Genomic DNA, 24,490 nt, shown 5'->3' with positions numbered 1-24,490 from the left:
GGGGCTTGTCCGGAATCCCGCCGGTCAGCGGCCGCTCGTGGCACGCGCCGCACCGCCCGCCATGTCCTGCAGCACACCGCCCACGCCCTTCACACCCGAGACCAGCGCCAGCGAGAAGCGGCCGGTGGTGGCCAGCACGAACATGCCGACGACGACGAACAGGAACAGCGCCACCAGGCTGTAGGGGCCGGTGACGTCGATGGTCGCGCCCATCGCGCCGGGAATGCGCCCGGTGAGCACCGAGAAGCACACCAGCACCACGGACAGCGTCACCTTCGCGACGATGTCGTACATGATCACGCTGAGAAAAAAGCGCAGCCAGCCGTCGAACAGAAAGGCCAGCTTGCGGAACAGCAGGAAGGGCAGGGTGATCCAGCCCACCGCATAGGCGATCTCGAAACCCCACTGCATCCACACCTCGACCACCGTGGCGATGATGCCCAGCACGATCAGCACGAAGTTGCCGATCCAGGTCACCAGCATCGGCAGCGGGTTCTCCCAGCACCCCCAGAATCCGGGGCACTCGGCCTTGAGGCTGAGCGTCAGCACCTTGACGAAGATGGATTCGGCCAGCGTCATGTCGTCCTCGGTGCCGATCAGCCCGTCGGCCAGCGCGTCGCCCACGTAGCGTCCCGCCGCCGCCATCGCCGGCACCAGCGTGCGATACGCGGTGAGCAGCAGGTAGACGAAGAAGATCGCGAACATCAGCTCGAGGATGTCGTGCAGATTGAAGCCGCGCATGCCGAAGGCGACGAACCTCCAGACGAAGGTCATCAGCGCGAAGAAGGCGAACAGCACATTGACGATGTTCGACACCTGCGCCGTCTGCAATCCGTTGGAGACCGCCTCGGTCAGCTTGTCGCCCATCTCCTCGAGCGCCACGAAGACGTCGTGCACCACGGGGATCTGCTGCGCGTGCGCCGGTTCGGCACACAGCAGCAGGCCGAGCCCGAGACCGAGCCCGAGCTGCAGCGCACCCCGCACGCACGTCCGGGCGGCGAAGGCGCTCACGTGCCCGCTCCGCTGCGCGATGCGTTGTCCTGCATCCAGCGGTCGGCGTCCATCTGCGCCTGCGTGTGGCGGTCACGCGAACCGCCACCGCGGCCACCGCTCGAGCTGTTGCCGCCCTTGACGAAGTTGTAGCCGCGCCGGAACGAGCGGTTGCGGTTCATGCTGCGCAGCCCGGCATCGCGGTAGGCCCGCGCCATGCCGCCTGCCGCGGCGCCGATGAACTGGCCGAAGCTCAGGCTGGGTGCGGGTGCCGGGGGCCGCGCCGGCGCGTTGGCGGGGCGCGGGCGCGGGGAGCCGCCACCACGTGCCGCGCGGCGGGCCGCGCGTTCCTCGCGCTGCTGCGCGGCCAGCGAGGCCTTCTTGTCCTTCACGCCCTGCACGGCGCCCTTCACGCCAGTGGCGGCGACCATCACCGGCGCCGCCACGATGCGCACCACCGACTGGGCGATCTTGGCGAAATTCAACCCGCCCGCCCCGGCACCGGCGACGATGGCACCGGCAAAGCGGCCGGTGGCGAACAGCGTGAAGATGCCCACGCCACAGAACAGCACCATGCCCAGGATGTCGGCCAGGTCCTTGATCGGCGGCTGTGCCGGTGCCGTGAACGAGCCCGTGGAGACCGCCTGCACCGTGGTACCCAGGAAGGTGAGGATGGCCACGGCCACCAGCGCCACGTTGGCCTGTGCCAGGATCAGGTAGACCAGCGCCCCGAAGTAGAAGCGCAGCCAGCCGTCGAACAGGAAGCTCAGGCGACGGTACAACGTGAAGGGCACCAGCAGCTTGCCGAGCGCCAGCGCGATCGCATACAGCCAGAAGCCCCAGATGTCGACCAGCGTCACCGCGATGCACAGCAGGCCGATGATGATGGTCATGATGAACGTCGCGATGACCGAGACGACGCCGTTCTTGATGCAGTCCAGCGCGCTGAAGGGGTTGTACCAGTCGACGTCGCACTCCGGGCCGATCGTGCCGCCGTACTTCACCAGCATGGCCACCAGCGACGTCGGCAGGTCCCGGGCCTCGTTCGAGTTGAACGAGATGCCTCCGAGGCCGGCGAGCAGCGCCTGCCCGACATACAACGCCGCATTGAAGATGGCCGGCACGATGACGGTGAACGAGACCATCATGAAGCCGGTGATCATGATCTGCATCATGGTCTGGAACATGTCGGCCAGGTCGAACCCGCGCAATGCGTAGGCGGTGCACTTCAGCACGAACAGCGCCAGAGCCATCACCAGGAAGAAGGTGTTCGCGATGTCGTTGACCTCGTCGCTCTCGACGACGTCGGTGACGCGTTCGACCATCGCGTCCTCATACTCCCGGATCTGGTTGAACGCGTCGTCGACGCCGGCCTGCGCGGGCACGGCCGCGCCGGTCAGCCAGAGAGCCAGCAACAGCAGCTTGCAGGCGCGAAGCAGCGAGGCGCCGGAGCAGGGAGCGCGCAGAAAGGACAGCATCGAGGACACCTCGGCTACAGGAGTGCGACGGCGGCGCCGGCCGCGGTGGCAGTGGCTTGCGCGGCCTTCTGGACCACGTCGCCGATGCCGCCGCCGGCCGCCGAGTGGACGATGGCCGACGCGAACTTGCCGGTGGAATACAGCGACGCGATGCCGACGACCAGGAAGACGATCATCCCCATGATGTCGAAGAAGCCGTCCACCGTGACCGTTTGCGCAGGGATGTCATTGGTGCCGTGGGCCACGCCGAACATGATCTCCAGCCCGAGCAGCACGACGCCGAGGTTGACGTTGGCCACCATGATGTACACCAGCATGCCGAAGAAGAACTTCAGCCAGCCGTCGAACAGGAACGACAGGCGCTCGAACAGCAGGAAGGGAATCGTGAACCAGCCGATGGCATAGGCGATCTGGAAGCCCCACAGCGTCCACAGTTCCACCAGCGTCGCGATGATGCCGAGGATGATGACGATCGCGTAGGCGACCAGCGCGGCCGGCCACGACAGGATGTCGGCCCCCAGGCAGCTCAGGCCGCTGCAGCCGGCCTCGAAATCGACCGAGCCGATCATGCCGAAGATGGCTTCGGCCATGCTGATCGTCGGGTCGCGGCCGCTGATGCCGCTGCCGAGCACGTTGGCGATGTGGCGGCCGGCGCCGATGATGGGCGGGAAGATGGCCTGGTAGCCGGTCAGCAGGATGTAAACGAAGAAGATCGACAGCATCAACGTCATCAGGTCCAGCATGTTGAAGCCGCGCAGCGCGAAGCCGGCGAACTTCCACACGAACAGGAACAGCGCGAACGACGCGAACAGCACGTTGACGATGGTGCTGATCTGCGACGTGCCCAGCGCATTGCTGATGGAGTCCGTGATCTGCTGCGAGACCTGGTCGAACGACTCGAAGATCTCGTGCAGCGCCGGAACCGAAACCGCGTGAGCGGGTACCGCCCACCCCCACAACAGCAGACCAAGGGCCAGACAAGCGAACAGGCTTCTCAGCCTGGAGGGGATGGGCAGCACGGGGGGCACTCGCTTGCTCTGTTCCTTGATCTCGAGTCAGCCGCGGGGCGTGAACGACACGCCCCGCGGCTGCCACGCGAAGGGCGCGCCACGCACGGGCGCTCCCTCCGCGATTCCTGTTGCCTGCTATCTCGTCAGCAGGCGTTCTACGGCGCTCGACAGGCGCTTGGTTTCTTCACTGACCTGCTGCAGCTGCTGCTGGGCACGGCCACCCTGGTGCAGCGCCGCCGCCTTCACCGACTCTTCGCGCGCCAGGGCGTCCAGCGCCGCCAGGTACAGCTCCTGTTGGCCGATCTGCAGCGAACGCAGCGCCTCTGCCATGTCCTGCTGCGCGCGCAACGCCTCGATGCGCCGCGTCACCGACTGCACCAGCTCGCCGTGACCGGCCGGCACCCCGGCGGCTCCATCGCGCGGGTTGTTGCGCGAGGCCCAGAGCATCCCCTGCACCTCGTGGGCACCGACGCGTCCCATGTCCTGGTCCTGCGCGCTGCGCACGCCGCTCAGCATCGAGCGCAGCTCGGTCAGCTGGGCAGCGGACACCGCGGGAGCCTGCAGATCGAGGCCGCCCGCGCGGCCGACGATCGAGTCGAGCAGCTCGAGCCGCTTGGCCACGCCCATGCCCACGCGCTGCAGCCGATCGAGTTCCTGGCGCTGTTGCGTGGCGCGCGCCTGCAGCCCGTTGAGGGCGTCCCGCATGCCTTTGTTCAGCGTGTCGGCGTTGGGATTGCGCGCATTGGCGGTTTCGACCTGCGTCATCAGCAATCGCAGTTGCTCCGGGCTGGGAAAGCTCACCCCTGCACGCCTTGCGGCGTCATCCACGGCGGCGGTTGCGCCAACGCCGGGCGCGCCACCGCCGTTCATGCCGTCGGACAGCAGCAGCCCGGCCAGGTCTTGCCCGCCGACGCTGCGTGCGGCGGCCACCAGACCGTGGAAGGCGGCCGGAAAGTTGTCGGCCTCCAGCGGCGGCGGCTCGGCGCCGGGAGGTTTGGGCACCGCTGCGGGTGCCGGGGCCGAAGGCGGCGCCGCGCCGGCCTGGCGCCGTGCGGCGTAGTACTGCTCCAGCAGGTCGAACACCTCCTGCCACAGCTGCGGGTCCTGCGCAAAGGTCTCGTGCGGCAACTGCGCGATCTCGGCGACGATGGCGTCGATCTCCTGGTCGGCCGCGCTCTGCGCGCCCGCCCACCCGGTGCCCAGCACCAGCCAGGCACAGGCAGCGCCCCAGGCTCGCAGCCTGCGGGCCGCATGGCGGCCACGGGATGGAGCCGCGCGTTTCACTTGAGGATCCTTTCCTCGCGGAAGCGCTGCAGCGTCAGCTGCATGCCGCGCTCGTAGCCGTGCTCCTCGATCAGCGCGGTGCGGATCGCCGCCTCGCGCGGATGCGACGTGTTCATCACGTACTGCTCCGGCTCCACGCTCAGGTTGACCACCTTGGACACGCCCAGCTCCTGCTGCACGATGAAGGCCTGCCGCTTGGGGATGAGCCCGCGGATCGCCTCGCACTCGCCGTGCTGCAGGAAGGGGAAGGTCTCGAGATAGAGGTCCGGGTCCATCTTGGGATCGGCCATGAAGACGAAGGTGCTGGCGGCACTGCGCACCGCAGCCCAGCTCTCGCTGTGCAGCAGTTCCTCCGGCGACTGCGTCCACAGCTGCACCCCGGCGCCCCACTTGCCCCAGGTGCGCACCTTGGCGACGAGGTAGTCGGCGAAGGCCTTCAGCCGCAGCGCGTGGTGGCATTCGTCGACGTGCAGTTCCTTCGGGATGCCGCGCCGGCGCGGGTCCTCGAAGGCTCGCGTGATGCGATAGAACAGTTCCAGCAGCAAAGGCCGCATGCCGTTTTCGTCGTCGCGCACTGCCTGCAGGTTGTAGACCGCCACACGCTTGTCGAGACCACCGGCCGAGTCCTGCTGGGCTGCGAACAGCGGCGCGTAGCGGCCGGCCATCTGCGGGTCGTTGCCGCGCGTCCAGCGCGTGAACTTCTGCGCCAGCTGCATCGGCATGTGCGCGACCAGCGAGTCGAGCGTGCGCATCTCGGGGGGCAGCAGCAGTGTCTTGCGGATGGCACCGTCGAGGTACTCCTGCTCGTTGTGCGCCAGCGTCTGCAGCAGCGGGTCGTCGTTGGCCCGCATCATCTCGATCAGCAGCTCGGTCATGTGCACGATGAAGCCGATGTCGCCGTCGCCCTGGTAGTTGACGAAGGGGTTCAGGCCGTGCGCGCCGTCGGCCGTGACACGGAAGATGCCGCCATCGTCGCCGAAGGCCTGCGCCAGCGTTTCGGTGCCAGGGTCGATGTCGATGGCGCGGATGACGCCACCGTACTTCAGGAAGTGCGTCGCCAGCGTGTTCTTCAGGAAGGTCTTGCCGCTGCGGATGGGGCCGATGCCGACCAGCATCGCGCGTCCGCCGATGAAATTGCTGTAGAAGAACGGCCGGCCGTCGTTGCTCTCGAGGATGTACTGGGCTTCCTCGTTGCCCAGGTCCTCGACGAAGGGCTGACCCAGCGAACTCTGGTAGACCAGCGAGGCGGCCGCGCTCTGCGTGGCATTCATCACGATGTCGCGCATGCTCTTGTGCTGCCCGCCCGGCTGGATGGTCTGGTAGGCATAGGGCAGGTCCACGCCTTCCCAGACCACCGAAATGCCGGCATTGGAGCAGGCGCGGTCGAGCGACAGCACCATATCGCGCAGCTTGGCCGGGTTCTGATGGAATGCCGCGACGAAGGCATGGCCCTGACCCCAGACCTCGTCGAGCGCCTCGGCCTCGCCGAGCTCCTCGATCTTCTGGGCGATGGCGGGCTTCATCGTCATCTGTTTTTCGTAGAGCGAACGCTCGCGGCCCTGCAGCACGTCCCAGGGGTTCAACGCGCTACGCTCCAGCTCGGTCTGCTTGCTGTGGAACAGCATCGAGCGCTTGAACTCGGTGAACGGCGTGAAGCGGTGCATCAGCAGGTAGTTGCCGCGCAGGTGCACCGGCGCATCGTCGCCGTTGCCCCACAGACCCTCGCGCACCGGGTTGCCCAGCCGGCTGATGGCGCCGATCTTGACGTACTGGTGCTCGGTGTCGTCGACCTTCAGCACGTCCATGTTGGCCACCCGCATGTGGCGCACGTCGCCGCTGGTCATGAAGTGGTCCCAGTTGCTTTCCGGCAGCGTCTCCTGCATGGCGGTGTCGAGACGGCGCGGCTGCAGCGTTGCCAGGAAGCGCATGTGAGCCCACAGCTCCTCGATGCCGAGCTGGCGTGCACCCATGATGCCGGACCACTTGGTCTCGATGACCGACAGGGCGTCTTTCAGTGCCCAGGACTGGCGCTCGAGCTGGTCGGCGATGAACAGCAGGGCCCCCTGTTTGGAGATCACCTGCTTGACCATGCGCCGGCTGGCCGGGCTCACCGGTGACATCGCCAGGTGCTTGATCAGCCCCGGGATGTCGAGCTTGGTGGAGTTTTCCGGCGCCTGGATCTCGAAGTAATGGATCAGCCGCGAGTTGCAGAGCCCGCGGCTGTTCAGGTAGGCCTCGCGCCGCTGTGACATCAGGTTGCTGATGGGATGCTCGCGCGGCCGCAGGCTGACCTTGGCGCCCTCGAAATGCGAGTAGTACTGCGTGATCGAGATGTCCTTGGGCAGCTTGCTGTAGATCACCCGCACGATGCGCATCAGACCCTGGTGGTCGATCGGCGCCATGCCGTTGGGGTCACGCCCCGTCAGCTCGATGGCGCCGATCAGCGACCCGGTCTTGGTCAGCACGAACCCGTTGTACACCCCATAGCAGGTGTGCAAGTCCAGGACCGTGCCGATTTTTTCTCTGGCGCCCATGCGTGTGACCCCGTTACTTTCGATCGATCAGAGCGCGATGCCGCCGCCGCCGCCCAGCTGGCCGACCCAGAGTGCCGCGTTCATGATGGCGATGCCCGCGACCACCACGCGCAGTACGGGCCCGAAGATGCCGTCGCGCGGCGCAAACACCCAGGTGCAGAAGGCCGCGATGATGGAGACCACCACCACCGCCTTGCCGAACGGCCCCGTCATGAAGTCAGCGAACTGCTGCAGGAAGTTGCGCAGTGCCGTGAAGTTGGCCGTCGTTGCCTGCGCATGGGCGGCGGGAGACAGCACGCTGGCGGCCAGTGCCAGAGACCAGACGCCGGCACGGGACCGTGCGGAGCGTGCGGCGTGGACGACATCGGTGAGGATGGACTTTGTGCTCATGGGTTGGGGCTCCTGTGAAGTCACTCTTTGAAGGGAAGCAGGGTCACACGACGGGGCTCGCGCGGACAGACCGACCACCGTACCGGCCGGCCGAACGAACGCTGCCACGCCACCAGCGCCCGCGGGTCGTCGTTGTAGATGGTGAACAGCACGCCGAACAGCAGTCCGGCGATCGGCAACGCGAACAGGATGGGGATCTGCGTGAGCATCGCGACCGAAAACACCGCGGCGCCCACGAACTGCTTGCTGGGGATGCCCCAGATCGTGTTCTCGCGCGAGAAGATCTTGACCTCGCGCAGGCTTTGGTCGTTCCGGTCGTCCACTGCTCAAGCTCCGTGCGGTACTGGGTTGGAGGTGCAGGTCGGCGAGGGACCTGCCCGATGCCCATTTGCGAGAGCCATGCCAGCGCCTGCGCGCCGCGGCCCGCGTCTGCGGTCCGCAGGCAACTGCTTGATTTGTCTGAGGAATTGCCCGGCTTCCCGGAGCAAGGGCGCTGGAGTGCCGGTGGCGTCGGGCCGTCGCCCGTGCGGGTTTCCGCACATTGCTTTGGCGGGCTGGCGGCGTGCCGCACGGGCGCGTACAGGAGGCGCAACCGCAGAAACGGCACCGCGGCCGCCGGGCAAGGCCGGTCGGCCGCGGTACGGGGGCAGCCGGGCCGCGCCGGCTTCAGTCGCGGCGCGCCGCGTGGCAGCCGCGCGGCGTCACTTCGCCGTCGGCATCGCGAACTCGGCGCCCTTGGCCGTGCTTTCAGGCCAGCGCTGCATCACCGACTTCTGCTTGGTGTAGAAGCGCACGCCCTCTTCGCCGTAGGCGTGCATGTCGCCGAACAGGCTGCGTTTCCAGCCGCCGAAGCCGTGCCAGGCCATCGGCACCGGGATGGGCACGTTGATGCCGACCATGCCGACCTGGATACGGCGTGCGAACTCGCGCGCGACATGGCCGTCGCGCGTGTAGCAGGCCACGCCATTGCCGAACTCGTGGTCGTTGACCAGCTCGACGGCCGCCGCAAAGTCCGGCACCCGCACGCAAGCCAGCACCGGTCCGAAGATTTCTTCCCGGTAGATGCGCATGTCCGGTGTCACATGGTCGAACAGCGTGCCGCCGAGCCAGAAGCCGTTCTCGTGGCCTGACACCTTGTGGCCGCGGCCGTCGACCACCAGCTGTGCGCCGCTCTTGACGCCGTCGTCGATGTAGCCGCAGATGCGGTCGAGTGCCTGGCGCGTCACGAGGGGCCCCATCTCGGCGTCGGGTTCCATGCCGTTGCCGATCTTCAGCGCGCGCGCCCGCTCGGCGAGCTTCGGCACGATCCTGTCAGCCACGTCGCCGACCAGTACCGCGACCGAGATCGCCATGCAGCGCTCGCCGGCCGAGCCGTACGCGGCGCCGATCAACGCGTCGATGGTCTGGTCGAGGTCGGCATCGGGCATCACCACCATGTGGTTCTTGGCGCCGCCGAGGGCCTGCACCCGCTTGCCGAAATGGGCGCCGCGCTCGTAGATGTAGTGCGCGATCGGCGTCGAGCCGACGAAGCTGAGCGCTTTCACGTCGGGGTGCTCGAGCAGCGTGTCGACGGCCACCTTGTCGCCTTGCACGACGTTGAACACGCCGTCGGGCAGGCCGGCCTGCTTCAGCAGCTCGGCCATCAACAGCGAGGCCGACGGGTCGCGCTCGCTGGGTTTCAGCACGAAGCTGTTGCCGCACGCCAGCGCCACCGGGAACATCCAGCACGGCACCATGCACGGGAAGTTGAACGGCGTGATGCCGGCCACCACGCCGAGCGGCTGGCGCAGCGTCCAGTTGTCGATGCCGGTCGAGACCTGATCGGTGTAGTCGCCCTTCAGCAGCTGCGGGATGCCGCAGGCGAACTCCACGATCTCGATGCCGCGCGTGACCTCGCCCTGCGCATCGGTGATCACCTTGCCGTGCTCGCTGGTGATGAGGGCGGCCAGCGTGTCACGGTGGGTGTTCAGCAATTCGAGGAACTTGTTGAGGACGCGCGCACGCCGGATCGGCGGCGTATCGGCCCACTTCGGGAACGCCGCCTTGGCGGCCGCCACGGCGGCGTTCACCTCGTCGGCCGACGCCAGCGACACCTGGCGGGCCGCCTCACCGGTGGCCGGGTTGTACACGTCCTGCTGGCGGCCGCTGCGGCCGGCCACCAGCCGCCCGTCGATCCAGTGTTGCACGGTGGTGGCGAGGTGCGGGTCGGCTGCGCCCATGGCGGTCTCCTTCGAGTCGGTCTGCGATGAGGGCAGTCTAGGCGTCGGACCCGCCGCGTCCAAGACCGGAAAGCTGACTTCATTGTTCAGTATGGTGAACAATAGGGTCGCTACTTTGGAGACAGACGATGGATGGCGCCCGGATCCAGGCCTGGTGGTCGCACTTGCACGCGCTCGGCGTGCTGGCCCGTCACGGCAGCTACACGGCGGCGGCGCAGCGGCTGGCCGTCTCGAAGGCAGCGATGAGCCAGCGCATCGCCGAACTCGAGCGCGCGGCCGGCGTGCCGCTGGTGCTGCGCACCACACGCTCGGTGCGGCTCACCGAAGCCGGCCAGCAACTGGTCGACGCCACGCGTGAGGCCTTCGAGCAGATCGAGCGCAGCTTCGCCGGCGTGAAGGACCTGGCCGGCGCGCCGCGCGGCCTGGTGCGCGTGACCGCGCCGGTCGCGTTGGGCCGGCAGCAGATCGTGCCGCGTCTGGGCGACTTCCTGCGCCGCCACCCGGAGGTGCGCATCGAGCTGGACCTCGCTGATCGCATCATGCCGCTGGCCCAGGAGGGTTATGACCTCGCGATCCGCCACACGGCGGCCGCGCCGGACACCCACGTGGCGTGGGTGCTGTGCGAGACCCGCTCGTGGCTGGTCGGCAGCCGCGCCTACCTGCGCCGGCGCGGCCTGCCCGACTCGCCCGAGGCGCTGGCGCAGCACGATTGCCTGCACTACCTGCGCCCGGGCGACACGCCCAGCTGGTCCTTTGTGCCCGAGGGCGGCCAGCGGCCGGAGGCGCAGCGTGTGACGGTGCCGGTGCGCGGCAGCTTCGCGGCCAACAACAGCGAGGTGCTGCGCGAGGCCGTGCTCGACGGCCTGGGCCTCGCAGTGCTGCCCGACTTCAGTGCGCAGGCGAGCCTGCGCGCGAAACGCCTGCAGCCGGTGCTGCCAGGCTGGCGCCCGGTGGGCGCCTTCGGCGAGCGCATCTACGCGATCCGCCCGTACAGCCCGGTGGTGCCGCGCGCAGTACAGGCGCTGGTCGGCTACCTGCGCGAGATGCTGGCGCCGGGCTTCCCGCCCTGACGGCAGGCGCTACGCCATCGGAGCGGCGAACAGGCGCTCGGTCATCACCGCGTGCAGATACGGCGTGCCTTCGGTGTAGCCGGTGCCGCTGGCCGGCCCGAGCATGCGCACCGCGAGCCCGTGGTGCGTCTTGCGCCATGCGAGCACGCGATCCTCGAACGCCGCCATGCGGCGCCGCAGCGCGGCGAGGTCGCCCGCCGACAAGCGGTGCGACCGGTGCGCTGCATCGCAGGCGCCCTGCAGGCTGTGCCACCCATCGCCGATCTGCGCCCGCAATTCGGGCACCGAGCGGTATCCCGGCGAATCGAGCCGCTCCGGGTGCGGGCGCGAGCACAGCGCCTCGAGCCGCTTGTAGGCGCGCGACTGGATCGCGCTGGCGCCCTCGGTGTACTGCCGGAACACCCGGAACGCGTCGACCCGCATCGTCGCCATCATCGAAAACAGCGGGGCCGCCTCCTGCAGCGCTGCATCGCACTGCTCCAGGCAGGCGCACGCGTCATCGGCCATGCCCTCGTGCACGGCGGCGATCGCCGCTTCAAGGCCGGTGCAGATGAAGGAAAAGCAGGTTTCGAACGACTGCAGCACGCGCAGGAAGAGGTATTCGTCGTGCAAGGTGTAAACCGGCAGCATCGTGGTGCGCAGCATCAGGGCTTCCTCGGGCCGCATCGTCTCGCGCACGGCGCTGCAGGTGGCCCACGCGCGGGCGCAGGCGTCGATGTGCTCGCCGACGTCAGGCACGCGGCCCATCCTGCGGAGGGCCGGCGCCAGCGCACGCAGCCCGAGCCGGCAGCGCTTGGCCACCAGCGCCGGATCGGCCCGCATCTGCGGCAGCGGCACCGCTTGCGCATCGAGCGCACGCAGCTCGAAATCCAGCAGGTCGGTGACCAGCAGCGCCAGCAGGCGATCACGCTGGGAGGCCGCCGCCTCGGGCCGGCCGCGGTAAGCGTCGCCATAGGGCACGGCCAGCAGCGGCAGCGCCAGGTAGCTGCGGTAGTCGTAGCTGCCGTCGTGCTTGTCCAGCGCGACGTCGAGAAACTCCAGCAGCCCGCGCTGGCGGGCGCGCACCCCGGCGTCGTTTCTCAGCAGTTCGCGCACGCGCGCCAGCGCCTGCAACACCGAGGGCGCAACGAAGTGCTTGCCGACCCGCCAGTACTCCTGCAGCACCTCGTCATGGGGGAAGGGTCCGCCCCGCCAACTGTCGATCCGGGTGTCGATCGTCACGCAATACTCCTTGTGATGGGACTCCCTGTGCTGCGGCCGCTCGGCCGGCCTCCCGGCGACAGAGGCGCAGCGCCTCCACCAGTGCATCGACGTCGCTTTCGTCGTTGTAGTAATGGAACGAGATGCGCACCGCATTCGCGCGCGGGCTCACATGCACCCCCCGCACTGCCAGCCCGCTCGCGAGCGCGGCCGGGTCCGCGTCGAGCAGCGCCACCATCGGGCCCGGCTGCGGGTGCGGCAACGCCAGCCGCTCGCCGGCTTCGCGCAGGCGCGCGTCGGTGCGGCGCACCAGGTGCAGCACGTGGTCGCGTATCTCGGCGGCCCCGCACGCCTGCAGCAGGCCCATCGAGGCATCGGCCGCATACACCGCCGGCATGGCGGGCGTGCCGGTTTCGAAGCGTCGTGCCTCGTCGGGAAAGTCGAGCCGGCAGGGGTCGAACGACATCGGCGAGACACGACCCATCCACCCCGTGAGGCTGGGCTCGAGGCCGCCGGCGCCATCTGCGGCGTAGAGAAACGCCAAACCGCTCACGCCCAGCAGGTACTTGCAGGTGCCCGTGACGAGGTAGTCGCAACCGAGTTCAGCGACATCCACCGGCAGGACACCGGCCCCCTGGTACGCATCGACGAACACCCGTGCTCCCACCCGGCGTGCGCGGGCCGCGATCGCCCGCACCGGCAGCACGGCTCCAGTGCGGTACGACACCAGCGGCACCGAGACGAGTGCCGTACGTTCGTCGATGGCTGCGCTCCAGTGCGCCAGGGTCTCGTCTTCGTCCCCGAGGTGCTGCGGCACGTGCACCACCTGCGCGCCCCGGCTGCGCTGCGCCAGCCACACGTGAGACACCGAAGGGAACTCGTCTGCCGTGCTGACGATGCGAGGCCTGTCCTCGAACGATTGCGTGGAGGCCACCTGGTAGGCGCCGATGCTCGCGTTCGGCATCAGGCCGATCTGGGCCGCGCGGGCGCCGAGCAATGCGGCCGCCCGCCGGCGCACCGCATCCACCTTGTGTTCGTAGGCGCTCCAGGGCGTGCCGCTGCGGTGCACTTCGTCGAGCATCTCGGCCCAGGCCGCATCCCACCCGGCATGGCGTGCAGCCAGGCTGCAGCTCGCCAGATAGGTGCTGTCGCGCAGCCCGGGAAACCAGGTGCGGAAGCCGGCCGCGTCCAGGCGGCCGCGCACCGGCATGATCACAAACCGGCCTCCGACGCCTGCCGGTGGCCCATCGGGCCCATCGCGGTCAGCTCGCTGCGCACGTCCCACAGCGCCGGGAAGAAGCGCGACGCCACCAGCTTCGCAAGGACGTCGACGGTGCGCCCCTGCGTCGTCACCGCGCCATGCCCGTTCACGCGCAGCGCCAGCTTGTAGTGCCGCGTGCGCCACAGCGCGATGGCCTCGTCCCAGTCGAGCAGCGACTCCGCCAGGCGGAACAAGCCGTCATGGGGGGCTCCCGTGTAGACGTCGCGCAGGGTGGTCTGCTGGTGGGCCATCAGTTCGTCGAAGCTGCGGCCCAGCTTGGGCGTCAGCGTGCGCACCTGGCGCCACCCCGGCGAGTCGAAACCCGAGCCGTGGCCGAGGGCCGTGCGCAACGTCTGGAAGTCCCAGGGCGGCAGGTGACGCAGCATCTCGAGCTGCTGGGTCAACAACTCCACCGCCAGCACCGCGCGTCGCAGCAGGCGCACGGCAGGTTCGACCTGCCGGTCCGCCATGGCTTGGTCCACTGCCAGCAGCTCGAAGCAGGCGTGCTTGAGCCACAGCTCGGTCGACTGGTGGACCGTCTGGAACAGCAGTTCGTCGCGATGCACCATGTCTTCCGGCCGCCGTTGCAGGGAAAGCAGGGCGTCGGTGCGCATGTAGCGCGCGTAATCGTCGTCGCCGGCGCCTTCGAGGATCTGCTCGGTGTAGTCGGGCGACGGGGCGGCATGCGGGCATAGGCTCATCGGGTACTCCGGCAAATGAGTCCTGGCCGAGGCAACCGGTGCTTCGCCCGATCGAGGGTGACGATCGAAGGAAGCGGCCGTTCACATCACGGTGGGTGCCGGATATTCCCCGAGGCTCGCGTCGGCAACAAGCTACGAAGACGCGTAGCGATGCTGCCGGGCGCCGTATCGACGACTGCGTCTTCGTGGGCGGGCTCGTACCGGGCCGGGGCGTGGTGGTGTTGCCGGACAGCCCCGACCCGGGCCGCCCTGGCGCCCGGAACTACGAGTCTTCGGAGGCTGATGGCGCGCCGCTTCGGATGTGGCGAAGCGACAAAAAGAAGCCCACCCGGAAGACCCGGGTGGGCTGTTGGAAGTCCTTGGTAAGAAGGACGTCGTTGGGAGTGGCTGGGCCTTGTTTGCGTCTTCGGCGCTGATACAAGTACCCGAATTCCGTGTGACAGCAGTTGGGAAGAACTGTAATCGCCGCCCTCGGGACTGGCATCCCTCAGATGAGGGAGAACGGCCCCCCGCGGGGCGCTCCGGCAGGCTCCAATGTGCAAGCGATAGTAACCGAGACAAGGGAATCGCGTCAGCGGGTAAGGTGATGGCTGTGATGGTCGTACGCTGCGGCTGTCCACATCGCACGCCGGCCCGGCCGGTGTCTATGATCTTGAGCGCGATCAAGCCACGCTGCGGGCCCGGGTGCGATGCTGCGCTCGTGATCTGGCGTCGCCGAAAGGCGGTGCTCCGGCTGCGGCCCCATGCGCCGGATCCATCCAACAACAAGGAGCCTCCATGAAGATACTCATCGCCGCGGACGGCAGCGCCTATACCAAGCGCATGCTCGGCTACGTGACCGCCCACGACGAATTGTTCGGTCCGGCACAGGAATACACCGTCTTCACCGCGGTGCCTGCCGTGCCGCCGCGTGCCGCCGCCGTGATCGACAAGGAGACGTTGCAGGAGTACTACGCCGAAGAGGCCGAGAAGGTGCTCAAGCCGGTGCGCACCTTCTTCGAGAAGCAGGGCCTGAAGGCGAAGACCAGCTTCAAGGTCGGCCACCCGGCAGAGGCGATCTCGAAGACGGCTGCGTCGGGCAAGTTCGACATGGTCGTGATGGGCTCGCACGGCCACTCGTCGCTCGGCAACCTCGTGCTCGGTTCGGTCGCCACCAACGTGCTCGCTCACTGCAAGGTGCCGGTACTGCTGGTGCGCTGAGCGCGGTCCGGGGCAGACTGCCGGCCGCCGGAGGCCGCAGGGGGTGGTCCTTACCGTCCCCGCAACCCGTCGAAGCAGATCGACAGCAGGTGCTCGATGATCTGCTCGTCGGTGTATTGCCCGCTCGCCTTCAGCACCCCCAGCACCGGGTCGCAGGCCCGCGCGAACAGCGTATAGAGCACCACCTCGGCCGGCACCGACGCGTTGAGAGTGCCGGCTGCCCGGGCCGCGGCGATCCAGGCGCCGAGCTTGTCGCTCAGCGCGAACAGCCGGTCCATGTACTCGCGGTGATCGGCCAGCGCATGCCGCAACGTCGAGTTCTGCGCCGGCAGCGACGGCATCTCGCCCGCCAGCTGCACCTCCATGGTCCAGCGCGCCACAGCGCGCAGCTGATCCAGCGCGTCGGCTTCAGGCGCCTGTGCCTGCAACCCGTCGACGAAATCGATGGCACGCTGCAACACGCGCACCATCGCTGCGGCGGCGAGCGCTTCCTTTGAGTTGAAGTGCTTGTACAGGCTGGCTTTTGCGATGCCGACGTCGGCGGCGACCTCGTCCACCGTCATCAGATCGAAGCTTTTCTCCGCCAGCAGCCGGTTCACCGACACGAGGATCGCGTCTTCCCGGGCGCGAAGCACCTGTTCCCTGAATGAAAGGCGGGCCATGCGCGGGATTCTATGCGGCAAGAACGATGCGGTTCTTGTTGCGACGCGCCGGTCGCTGCCGAGACTTCATCGTCGACGGGTGCGATGACAGGTGCCGACGGGAAGGGCCGCGAGGCGGCAGCGGCCCGGAGAACGCGGCCGGCAGGCCGCGGTTGCCTTGCTGCAAGGCATGCAGGCGCTTCGCCGGCACGGAGTCGCCCTGCGGCGCTCCGCCGGCGTGCTTCGTTCAGTCGTGCGAGAAGTCGCCGAAGTCGGTGGCGCTCTCGGCGACCGGCTTCTTGTGGCGCGGCGCAGGGCTCGACACCTCGGGCATCAGACTGATCTCGAGGCCGAGCACCGTGCCCAGGTCGGCAGGGTCGAGTTCGGCAGCGGGAGCGTCGGGATGCATGAACGACTGCATCCAGGTCGGGAGTGCGAAGCTGCCCATGATGGACCTCTTTTCAGCAAGGGCGGTGGAGTGAGGCGGTGCAAATCAGTGTGCGCCGCTCGCCCTTTTTTCGATATCCCGAGATGGGGGGGCAAGGCCCCCTTATTCACCCCTAGTTCGTGGGGGACTGTGGCGCCAGCGCGTCATGGAGTGTGTCGACGTGTCAGGTGTCGCGCTGTACGCCGGCGCGCCCGCGCTCCACACCGAACACGGCCTGCGCGTGCAGACGCGCATCCTGGGCCGCCGGGGACACCGTGGCGCGGAACTCGCAACGGGCCGCCTGCGGACGCAGCTCGATCAGCGCATAGCCGCGCTCGTCGCTGCGCGCGTGGGCCAGGTCCGGGTTGGAATACCGGATCACGCTCATCACCGTTTCCGGCAGGCCGCGGGTGGTCACCGAGCTGGTCACGAATTCGCTCGCGACGACGGGCGAGCGCGGGTCGTTCGGCCGCAGCCGCAGCTGCGCCGCGACATGCCGGTGCACGTCGCCGCCGAGCGCGAGCACGTCCTTCACACCGGCCTCGGCGATGCCGCTCAGCAACCGGTTGCGAGCGCGCGGATAACCGTCCCAGCTGTCGCTGTAGACACTGCGCCCCAACGGGGTGTCGACGCCCCAGGGACTGATCTGCGTGGACTGGCCCAGCAGCTTCCAGCTCCGCACACTGCCTGCCAGGCCGTCGGCCAGCCAGCGCTCCTGTTCGGCGCCGAACATGCTGCGGGTGTCGTCATCGAGCGCTGCACAGCTGTGCAGCAGGCGCCCGCCGGCCAGTTGGGCGTCGGCGCCGCAGGCCTGCACGCTGCGGTACTGACGCGCGTCCAGCGTCCACAGCTCGGCCAGCTGGCCCCAGACATAGCGGTCATGGATGCGCATCGACGGGCCCTTGGGGGCCATCGACGGCGAGATCGGCATGTGCTCGAAATAAGCCTTGTAGGCGGCCGCGCGCCGGCGCAGGAAGGACTGCGCGTCGTGATCGAACCACGAGTAGGCCTCGGCATAGTCGTTCTCGACCTCGTGGTCGTCCCAGGTCAGTAGCCAGGGATGGGCCGCATGGGCCGCGCGCAGATGCGGATCGAGCTTGTAGGTCGCGTGCCGGCGGCGGAACATCTGCAGCCGGTATGGCGGGCCGCTTTCATGCGGCCGAACGATGTAGTCGGGGTTGCTCGATTCGTAGATGTAGTCGCCGACGAAGAGCACGAAGTCGAGATCCCGTGCGGCGATCTCGCGATGGGCCGCGTAGTGGCCTTGTTCGTAGTGCTGGCACGAGGCCAGCGCCAGCCGCAGCCGCTGCACCGGCGCGTCCTCGGCCGGGGCGGTGCGCGTGCGGCCGATCGGGCTGACGGCGTCGCCGCTGATGAAGCGGTAGAAGTAGCTGCGCCCGCTGGCGAGGCCGCCCACCTCGACGTGCACGCTGTGCGCATGAGCCGGGTGCGCCGCGACCTCGCCGCTTTGCACCAGGCGGCCGAAATGCTCGTCGTCGGCCAGCTCCCAGCGCACCGGCATCGGCAATTCCGGCAGGCCGCCGCCGGGTTCATATGGTTGCGGCGCCAGCCGCGTCCACAGCACCACCGATTGCGGCCGGGGCATGCCGCTGGCGACCCCGAGCGTGAACGGGTAGGTGCCGAAACGCGGTTTCTCGAAAGCCGGCACGCGCGCCTGCGGCCCGCTGGAAGCACTGAACAGGCTGCCGAGCGCAATCGCGGCGGCGCTGCGGCTCAGCAGGGTCAGGGCATGGCGTCGGTACATGAGGCGTCGGGTGTCAGGCGAGCCATTCTGACGCGCCTGGCCGACGCAAAGTTCAAGCCGCCAGCCGGTGTTGTGCGGATTTCGACGATCGAGTCCACGGCGCGATCGAGAATGCCCAACGGCAGGTTCTGGCACGACGACGCGAGGGGGCGCCGTCTAGCTGCGGTGGTGGCGGATCGCCCAGACGATGCCCGACGTGAACAGTGCCCCGGCCACCCATTCCAGCGCCAGCGGCCAGCGTTGCTCGTAGGCATAGCCGTAGGCCAGCGCGAACAGCGTCTCGCTGACGATCAACTGCCCGGCGAGCGAGGTCGGCAGGCGCTGGCTGGCGAGGTTCCACAGCCACGTGGCCACCCACGACGCCCCCAGGCCCATCGCGAGCGACACGCCGAGGAACAGGCTCCATTGCGCCTCGCGTTCGGCCGCGGCCGGCGACGGCGACTCCACCAGCCCCAGCAGCGGCAGCAGCCCGAGCAGCGTCGCCAGCCCCAGCAGGTTGGTCCAGACACCGTTGGGCAGCGAAGGATGGCGTTTCATCCAGCTCGCGTTCAACAGCGCATAGGCCGTCCAGCTGGCCAGCGCGGCCACGGCGCAGCCGATGCCCCACCAGAACCGCGGGCCGGTGCCCGCGTGCGTCGCGCTCCAGTGCATCAGCGCCAGGCCGGCTGCAGTGCACAGCGCCCCGGGCGCCAGACGCGCCAGCTTCAAGCCGGGCGGGCGACCGATCAGCAGCAGCCACAACGGGATCGTGCCGATGATCAAGCCGGTGAGCGCGGTGCCGGCCCAGCGCACGGCAAAGACCACCAGCAGGTAGTACACGCTGTTGCCGAGCCAGCCGAGCAGCAGCGCCGCGCCGAGCACCGTCGGCCGCAGGTGGGGCCGGGTGCGCTGCCAGGCCCAGGCCATTGCCGTGACGGAAACCACCGCATAAGCGGCGTAGCGTCCCAGCGTCACCTCGACGCTGCTGTAGCCGGTGACCAGCCGCGGCAGCACGAAGACCAGCCCCCACAACGCACCCGCGGCCAGGCCGGCAGCAATGCCCGCGGAGAGCCGCCGCGCTTCGGTGCTCATCGCGCACCCCGGGCGCTGAGCGCCTGTTTCTCGGGGAGGGCGTCCGCATCTCCGCGCGGCCGGGTGGTGCTCATGCGGCCGCCTCGGCGCCCAGGGGCTGCAGCACCGCGCGTGCGCCTTCGACAAGCGCGTCACCGATGCGGCCGATCAGATCGCCTGGCCGTTGGTCGTCGCCCAGTTTCCAGCGATGCCAGTACAGCGCGACCGGCAGGCTCACGTCGGCAAGGACGGGGACCAGCTCGCCGCTGTCCAGCCAGGGCTGCACCTGCACGACCGGCACCACGCCGACACCCCAGCCCATGCGGGCGGCGTGCACGTAAGCCTCGGACGACGGCACGAAGCGCTCGCGCAGGCGCGGCGCCCGCAAGTCGAACGCACGCGAGACCCACCGGTTCTGCATGTCGTCCTTGCGGTTGAAGACGAGGAACGGTGTCTGTGCGAAATTGCCGCGGTGCAACCCGCGCGGCAGTTCGTGTTCGATGAAGCGCGGGCTGGCCACCGCGATGTACGGCATCACGCCCAGCGGCGCGACCCGGCAGCCGCGCAGCGCCTGCCCGACGGTCGTGACGCACCCGAGCACCGCGCCTTGGCGCAGCCATTCGTGCGTGAAGTCCTGGTCGTCGACGATGAGTTCGAGCGACACGCCTTCCTGCACCAGCGGGTCGAGCGCCGGCAGCACCCAGGTTGCCAGGCTGTCTGCGTTCACGGCGATCGGCAGCCGCTCATCGGGCCGCGCGGCAGTTTCGAGTTCGCGTTCCGCATCGGCGCGCAGCGCCTGCCACTGGCGCGCGAAGCGCAGCAGCACCTTGCCCGGCTCGGTGAGCCGCAGCGGGCGCGCGCGCACGACCACGGGTTGCCCGACGGAAGCTTCCAGCGCGCGCAGCCGCTGCGACACGGCCGACTGCGTGATGGACAGGCGCGCGGCGGCGCGTTCGAAGCTGCCTTCGTCCACCAGGGCAGCCAGGCATTCAAGCGTAGCGGGGTCGATGCTTTGCATTAGTGACACTAATGTTAGACGAAAAATATTCATGCAGCTTCATCGACTCGGTGCCCGCAGCAGAATCGCCGGATGATTCCCAGCGAAGCGATCTCCAATCCGCAAGTCGTCGGCGCTGCCGGCATGCAAGGCTTGTTGACGATGGCCGGCCTGATCGTCGCGATCGGCGCTCAGAACGCCCTGGTGCTGCGCCAGGGGCTGGCGCGCAGGCACGTGTGGCCGGTGGTGGCGCTGTGCACTGTCTCCGATTGGCTGTTGACGGCGCTCGGCGTGTTCGGGCTCGGCGCGGTGATTGCGCGCTCGCCAGTGTGGCTAGAGGTCTGCCGCTATGCAGGTGCGGCCTTCCTGCTGCTCTACGGCGTGCGTTCGGCGTGGCGCGCCTGGACAGGGCCGGCCGAGGCGTTGGCGGCCGCCGGCTCGGTGCAACAGCTGGGGCCGACGCTGGCCGCGACGCTGGCCATGACCTATCTGAACCCGCATGTCTATCTCGACACGGTCGTGCTGATGGGCACGCTCGGCGCTCAGCATGTCGGCGAGGCGCGCGTGGCCTTCGTCGGCGGAGCGGGACTGGCCTCGGCGCTGTGGTTCTCGGTGCTGGGTTTCGGTGCGGCGGTCGCCTCTCGCTGGCTGCACCAGCCGGCGGTGTGGCGTGCCATCGATGCCGCCATTTCCGGCGTCATGTTGTGGATGGCGGTGCAACTCGCGCTGCGGCCGTTCCAACTCTGAGAAAGCGGCACGGCGCGTGCCGCCGAGACGTCAACTCGCGCTCGCCAGCAAGGTCTGCGGCCGCCGCGCCGCCGCCGCGAAGACGTGCTCCCGCATCCACCGATGTGCGGGATCGCGGTCGTGCCGCTGGTGCCACAACACCTCGACGTGCACGCCCTGCAGCGCCAGCGGCAGCGGCTGAATCGCCAGCTCCCGCGCCATGCCGGTGGCCGGCACGAACTGGCGCGGCAGCACGGTCAGCAGGTCGGAATGGGTGACCACCCGTCCGGCGGTGAAAAACTGGTTGACGGTCAGCACGATGCGGCGCGTGCGGTTCAGGGCCGCGAGCGCCTGGTCGACGAAGCCGTGCGCGCGGCCCGAAAAGCTGACGAGCAGGTGGTGCGCGGTGCAGAACGCGTCGAGCGTCAGCTCGCCCTCGGCCAGCGGATGGCCCTTGCGCATGACGCAGACGTATTCGTCGTCCCACAGCCGCTCGTGATGCAGTGTGGCGTTGACCCCCTGCGACGACAACGCGGCCACCGCGTCGGGAAAGTAGCCGATCGCGAAGTCGACTTCGCCGTGTTCCAGCAGCATGCGCGGGTCGCGTGTGGTGAGCGGCAGCACGCGCACATTGACCAGTGCCCGCTGCTGCTCGATGTCCGCGACCAGCGGCGGCATCAGCGTTGCGGCCGTGGCGTCGGCCATCGCGAGACGGAAACTCGCCTCGCTGGTCTCGGGGTCGAAGACGGTCGGGTCGATCGCCTCGCGCAACCGTGCCAGTGCGGAACGGACGTCGGGCCACAACGCTTCGGCGCGCGGAGTCGGCTTGACGCCGAACGCGGTGCGCACCACCAGATCGTCGCCCAGTGCCTCGCGCAATCGCTTCAGCGCGTTGCTCACGGCGGGCTGCGTCATCGCCAGCCGCTCCGCGGCGCGGGTCAGGTTCTGCTCGGCCATCACCTGGTCGAAGACGCGCAGCAGGTTCAGGTCCAGGGTACGAAAGCTCATGGCGAGACGTTATACGATATGTGAATGTCAATGATTCACACAATTCATTGGCGACATATCTAGGGTTTACCCCATACTTCGTTCCATCGTAGACCCACAAGGACCCACCATGAACGCCACCACCGTTGAAGTGCAAGTCGCCACCCGCGACGTTGCCCCGCGTGGCGCCGCTTTCCTCGGCGCCGTGTTTGCAGGCGCCATCAAATTCGTCTCGGCGCTGTTCTACACCGGCCGTCCGCACGCCACGCGTGTCGCGCATGAGCTGAACAGCCTCGCCAATCGTTATCAGGCCACTCAGCCGCGCGAGGCGGCTGAGCTTCGCCGCGCTGCGCGGGCCTACCTTGCGGCCGCTTTTGCCCGCTGAACCGACCTCGCCTAGGAGATAGACATGACTGCTACCACTGTGGAACTGCACGTCGCCGCTCGCGAGATCGCTCCGCGCGGTGCCCGGCCCCTGGGCCAACTGGCCGCCCAAGCCTACATCGGCGCGCGCAGCCTGGGCGAGCGCATCGCCCGCGTGTTCGACCGGGAGCCGACCCGCTACGAGTCGATCGAAGCCGTGTTGAACATGGCGCGCCAGTACGAACACACGCAGCCGAGCTTCGCCGCCGACCTGCGCGCCGCGGCCTGCCGGTTCGATGCCGACGAGCGCTGAAACCCGCACCAGGTCAGAAAACCCGCCGTGATCCGGCGGGTTTTTTGTTTTAGAACATGAGCTGCAGCGTGTAACGCCCGGCCTGCGCGCCGGTGCCGCCGCTGTAATAACGCACCTCGGCGTAGTAGCTGCCCGGCTTCAGCTGAGGCAGCGTGACGGTGTCGACCTCGCCGGCGGCACGCAGGCTGCGCCCGATCAGGCGCCCGTCGCTGCCGTACACGAACAGATCGTAGTCGGCGTCGGCGGTGGGTGTGAGCGCGACGGCCAGCGTGCGTCCGGCAGCGACCGACACCGCATAGACGTCGCGGTCACGCCGGCGGCTCATGCTGCCGTCGACGGTTGTGCCGGACGCGGCGACCACTTGCGCCTCGATGCGCCGGTCGTTCGGCTCTATCTCGGCGAGTCCGGTGTCGCCGCCACCTGCGGCGGCCGTCACCGCGGCCGCCGCATCGACGATGCCGCGGCCGCAGCCGTCGCAGGCAGCCGGAAAAGCACGCGCCGTACCGGCCAGCAGCTCGCCGACCGCGTCCGGCGCAAGCCCGGGCGCGCGTTCGAGCACCAGTGCCGCGACGCCGGAGACATGCGGCGCGGCCATCGACGTGCCCTGGTAGTAAGCGTAGCCGTCGGCGGCCGGCGCGTCGTGGCCGGTGTTCAGCGTGGACAGCACGCCGTCTGCCTCGATGGCATAGGCCTCCCCACCCGGAGCCGACAGTTCCACCGTGGCGCCGTGGTTGGAGTAGTACGCGCGGCCGCCCTCGCGCGTCGTGGCGGCGACGGTGACAACCCCTCGGCAGCTGGCCGGCGAGAACTGCGCGGCGTCCTGTGCGGAATTGCCCGCGGCGACGACGACGACAGCCCCCCGGCTGCGTGCCTGGTCGATCGCTGCTTGCGTGGTCTGGGCGCAGCCGCCCGGCCCGCCCAGCGAGAGGTTGATGACGCGCGCCGGACGCGGGTTGGCCGGCACCCCGGCCACACTGCCGCCCGCCGCCCAGACGATCGCTTCGGCGATGTCCGAGGTGTAGCCCCCGCAGCGGCCGAGCACGCGCACCGGCAACAGCTTCGCGCCATGAGCCACGCCGACGACACCCCGGCCGTCTGCGGCGGCGGCCACGGTGCCGGCAACGTGGGTGCCATGCCAGCTGCTCGGTTCATCGACCACCGGCTGGCCGCCGCCGCACTCGCCTGCCTGGACTGCGTCGCCAGGGTCGCTCGCATCGGCGTCACGCCCGTCACCGTCGTTGGCGACGAAGCCGGTCGCGATGAAGTCGTACCCGGGCAACAAGTTGGGCAGCAAATCCGCGTGCGGCCGCACGCCGGTGTCGAGCACCGCGACGACCACACCGGCGCCGGTGGCGCGATCCCACGCGGCCGGCGCATTGATGCCCCCGGTCGGCTCGAAGTAATGCCACTGCTCGCCGTAGCGCGGATCGGTCGGCACCGCCTGGCGGGTCAGCAGACGGTCGGGTTCGGCGTAGTCGATGCTGGCGTCGTCGGCGGCCAGGTCGCGGGCCAGCCGTGCCGCTTCGGCGAGCGGGAGCGCACGGCTGAGTTTCAGTACCTGCGCTCGCGTGCCCAGCGGCCGGCGGTCCTGCACCTGCACCGCCAGCCGTGCCAGGGTCGCCGCGGTGCGAGGCAGCGTTGCGGACAGCGCGCGGCTGGGCAGGGCCGCGGTGTCGTCGCGGTATTTGACAATCAGTTGGTCGGTCGGCCGTCCTTCAGCACCGGCGGGTGGCACCGCGGTGCTCCTGCCGGGCGGCAGAGGGGCCGGGTCGCCGCCGGCTTGGGTGGCGCCGCCGGTCACGGCCAGGGTCAGGGCGGCCGCGCGCAACAGCGCGCCGGGGTAAAAGCCTGCAGACATCGGGCGTCCCTCCACGGAGTGTCCCG

The 24,490-nt window shown here is 68.9% G+C and carries 23 protein-coding genes; 5 read left to right on the top strand and 18 right to left on the bottom strand.

Going from position 1 to position 24,490, the window contains the following annotated elements; all coding sequences use genetic code 11:
• Positions 1-24: 24 nt before the first annotated feature.
• The 8 genes from M8A51_RS20335 to M8A51_RS20300 all read right to left on the bottom strand — a co-directional run bounded on the left by M8A51_RS20335 (position 25) and on the right by M8A51_RS20300 (position 9,905).
• Positions 25-1,011 (bottom strand): type IV secretion system protein, encoded by a 987-nt coding sequence (locus M8A51_RS20335; RefSeq protein WP_251780365.1) that lies wholly within the window; start codon positions 1,009-1,011, stop codon positions 25-27.
• Positions 1,008-2,468, bottom strand: a complete 1,461-nt coding sequence (locus M8A51_RS20330; protein WP_251780364.1) for a type IV secretion system protein — start codon at positions 2,466-2,468, stop codon at positions 1,008-1,010. The genes M8A51_RS20335 and M8A51_RS20330 overlap by 4 nt, the downstream gene beginning before the upstream one ends.
• 14 nt (positions 2,469-2,482) lie before the next feature.
• The gene (locus M8A51_RS20325) at positions 2,483-3,487 is read right to left on the bottom strand and encodes a type IV secretion system protein (protein ID WP_251780363.1); all 1,005 of its coding nucleotides are present in this window, start codon (positions 3,485-3,487) and stop codon (positions 2,483-2,485) included.
• Positions 3,488-3,613: 126 nt separating this feature from the next.
• A complete protein-coding gene (locus M8A51_RS20320; protein ID WP_251780362.1) occupies positions 3,614-4,762 on the bottom strand; it encodes a hypothetical protein in 1,149 nt (382 codons plus the stop codon).
• Positions 4,759-7,296, bottom strand: a complete 2,538-nt coding sequence (locus M8A51_RS20315) for a VirB4 family type IV secretion system protein (RefSeq protein ID WP_251780361.1) — start codon at positions 7,294-7,296, stop codon at positions 4,759-4,761. The genes M8A51_RS20320 and M8A51_RS20315 overlap by 4 nt, the downstream gene beginning before the upstream one ends.
• A 27-nt stretch (positions 7,297-7,323) precedes the next feature.
• Positions 7,324-7,686, bottom strand: coding sequence for a TrbC/VirB2 family protein (locus tag M8A51_RS20310; RefSeq protein ID WP_251780360.1), 363 nt, complete (start codon positions 7,684-7,686; stop codon positions 7,324-7,326).
• 20 nt (positions 7,687-7,706) lie between these two features.
• Complete coding sequence (locus M8A51_RS20305; protein ID WP_251780359.1) at positions 7,707-8,009, bottom strand: hypothetical protein; 303 nt, start codon at positions 8,007-8,009, stop codon at positions 7,707-7,709.
• Between the two features lie 378 nt (positions 8,010-8,387).
• The gene (locus M8A51_RS20300; protein WP_251780358.1) at positions 8,388-9,905 is read right to left on the bottom strand and encodes a CoA-acylating methylmalonate-semialdehyde dehydrogenase; all 1,518 of its coding nucleotides are present in this window, start codon (positions 9,903-9,905) and stop codon (positions 8,388-8,390) included.
• 128 nt (positions 9,906-10,033) lie between these two features.
• On the opposite strand from M8A51_RS20300, the gene M8A51_RS20295 reads away from it, so the two are divergent.
• The gene (locus M8A51_RS20295) at positions 10,034-10,975 is read left to right on the top strand and encodes a LysR family transcriptional regulator (protein ID WP_251780357.1); all 942 of its coding nucleotides are present in this window, start codon (positions 10,034-10,036) and stop codon (positions 10,973-10,975) included.
• A 9-nt stretch (positions 10,976-10,984) separates the two neighbouring features.
• On the opposite strand, the gene M8A51_RS20290 is transcribed toward M8A51_RS20295, so the two are convergent.
• The 3 genes from M8A51_RS20290 to M8A51_RS20280 are packed head-to-tail and all read right to left on the bottom strand — an operon-like array spanning position 10,985 to position 14,137.
• Positions 10,985-12,196, bottom strand: coding sequence for a tryptophan 2,3-dioxygenase (locus M8A51_RS20290; protein ID WP_251780356.1), 1,212 nt, complete (start codon positions 12,194-12,196; stop codon positions 10,985-10,987).
• The gene (locus M8A51_RS20285) at positions 12,144-13,385 is read right to left on the bottom strand and encodes an aminotransferase class V-fold PLP-dependent enzyme (protein ID WP_251780355.1); all 1,242 of its coding nucleotides are present in this window, start codon (positions 13,383-13,385) and stop codon (positions 12,144-12,146) included. The genes M8A51_RS20290 and M8A51_RS20285 overlap by 53 nt, the downstream gene beginning before the upstream one ends.
• 2 nt (positions 13,386-13,387) lie before the next feature.
• Positions 13,388-14,137, bottom strand: a complete 750-nt coding sequence (locus M8A51_RS20280; protein WP_251780354.1) for a tryptophan 2,3-dioxygenase family protein — start codon at positions 14,135-14,137, stop codon at positions 13,388-13,390.
• A gap of 777 nt (positions 14,138-14,914) precedes the next feature.
• Here M8A51_RS20280 and M8A51_RS20275 point away from each other — a divergent pair.
• A complete protein-coding gene (locus M8A51_RS20275) occupies positions 14,915-15,337 on the top strand; it encodes a universal stress protein (protein ID WP_251780353.1) in 423 nt (140 codons plus the stop codon).
• A gap of 50 nt (positions 15,338-15,387) precedes the next feature.
• Here M8A51_RS20275 and M8A51_RS20270 read toward each other — a convergent pair whose 3' ends face one another.
• The 5 genes from M8A51_RS20270 to M8A51_RS20250 form a co-directional block, all read right to left on the bottom strand.
• Positions 15,388-15,999: a TetR/AcrR family transcriptional regulator gene (locus M8A51_RS20270; RefSeq protein WP_251780352.1), complete on the bottom strand. Its 612-nt coding sequence runs from the start codon at positions 15,997-15,999 to the stop codon at positions 15,388-15,390.
• Between the two features lie 226 nt (positions 16,000-16,225).
• A complete protein-coding gene (locus M8A51_RS20265; RefSeq protein ID WP_251780351.1) occupies positions 16,226-16,426 on the bottom strand; it encodes a hypothetical protein in 201 nt (66 codons plus the stop codon).
• 163 nt (positions 16,427-16,589) lie between these two features.
• Entirely contained in the window at positions 16,590-18,170 is a 1,581-nt protein-coding gene (locus tag M8A51_RS20260) for an alkaline phosphatase D family protein (RefSeq protein WP_251780350.1), read from the bottom strand.
• A gap of 156 nt (positions 18,171-18,326) precedes the next feature.
• Positions 18,327-19,241 (bottom strand): DMT family transporter, encoded by a 915-nt coding sequence (locus M8A51_RS20255; protein WP_251780349.1) that lies wholly within the window; start codon positions 19,239-19,241, stop codon positions 18,327-18,329.
• Between the two features lie 70 nt (positions 19,242-19,311).
• Positions 19,312-20,238, bottom strand: coding sequence for a LysR family transcriptional regulator ArgP (locus M8A51_RS20250; protein ID WP_251780348.1), 927 nt, complete (start codon positions 20,236-20,238; stop codon positions 19,312-19,314).
• A 72-nt stretch (positions 20,239-20,310) separates the two neighbouring features.
• Here M8A51_RS20250 and M8A51_RS20245 point away from each other — a divergent pair, with 72 nt between their 5' ends.
• Positions 20,311-20,964 carry a LysE/ArgO family amino acid transporter gene (locus M8A51_RS20245; protein ID WP_251780347.1) on the top strand — a complete coding sequence of 218 codons (654 nt, stop codon included), beginning with the start codon at positions 20,311-20,313 and terminating at the stop codon, positions 20,962-20,964.
• A 30-nt stretch (positions 20,965-20,994) separates the two neighbouring features.
• Here the strand turns inward: M8A51_RS20245 and M8A51_RS20240 are convergent, their stop codons facing one another.
• The gene (locus tag M8A51_RS20240; RefSeq protein ID WP_251780346.1) at positions 20,995-21,951 is read right to left on the bottom strand and encodes a LysR family transcriptional regulator; all 957 of its coding nucleotides are present in this window, start codon (positions 21,949-21,951) and stop codon (positions 20,995-20,997) included.
• Positions 21,952-22,060: 109 nt separating this feature from the next.
• Here M8A51_RS20240 and M8A51_RS20235 point away from each other — a divergent pair, with 109 nt between their 5' ends.
• Positions 22,061-22,315 carry a hypothetical protein gene (locus tag M8A51_RS20235; protein ID WP_251780345.1) on the top strand — a complete coding sequence of 85 codons (255 nt, stop codon included), beginning with the start codon at positions 22,061-22,063 and terminating at the stop codon, positions 22,313-22,315.
• A 24-nt stretch (positions 22,316-22,339) separates the two neighbouring features.
• Entirely contained in the window at positions 22,340-22,606 is a 267-nt protein-coding gene (locus M8A51_RS20230; RefSeq protein WP_251780344.1) for a hypothetical protein, read from the top strand.
• A 49-nt stretch (positions 22,607-22,655) separates the two neighbouring features.
• Here the strand turns inward: M8A51_RS20230 and M8A51_RS20225 are convergent, their stop codons facing one another.
• Positions 22,656-24,464, bottom strand: a complete 1,809-nt coding sequence (locus M8A51_RS20225) for a S8 family peptidase (protein WP_251780343.1) — start codon at positions 24,462-24,464, stop codon at positions 22,656-22,658.
• Positions 24,465-24,490 lie beyond the last annotated feature (26 nt).

Source organism: Caldimonas mangrovi (genome assembly GCF_023721835.1).
GTDB classification, from domain to species: domain Bacteria; phylum Pseudomonadota; class Gammaproteobacteria; order Burkholderiales; family Burkholderiaceae_C; genus Caldimonas; species Caldimonas mangrovi.
Note: the sequence above shows the minus strand (reverse complement) of the source record. Positions and strands in the feature narration are given on the sequence as shown.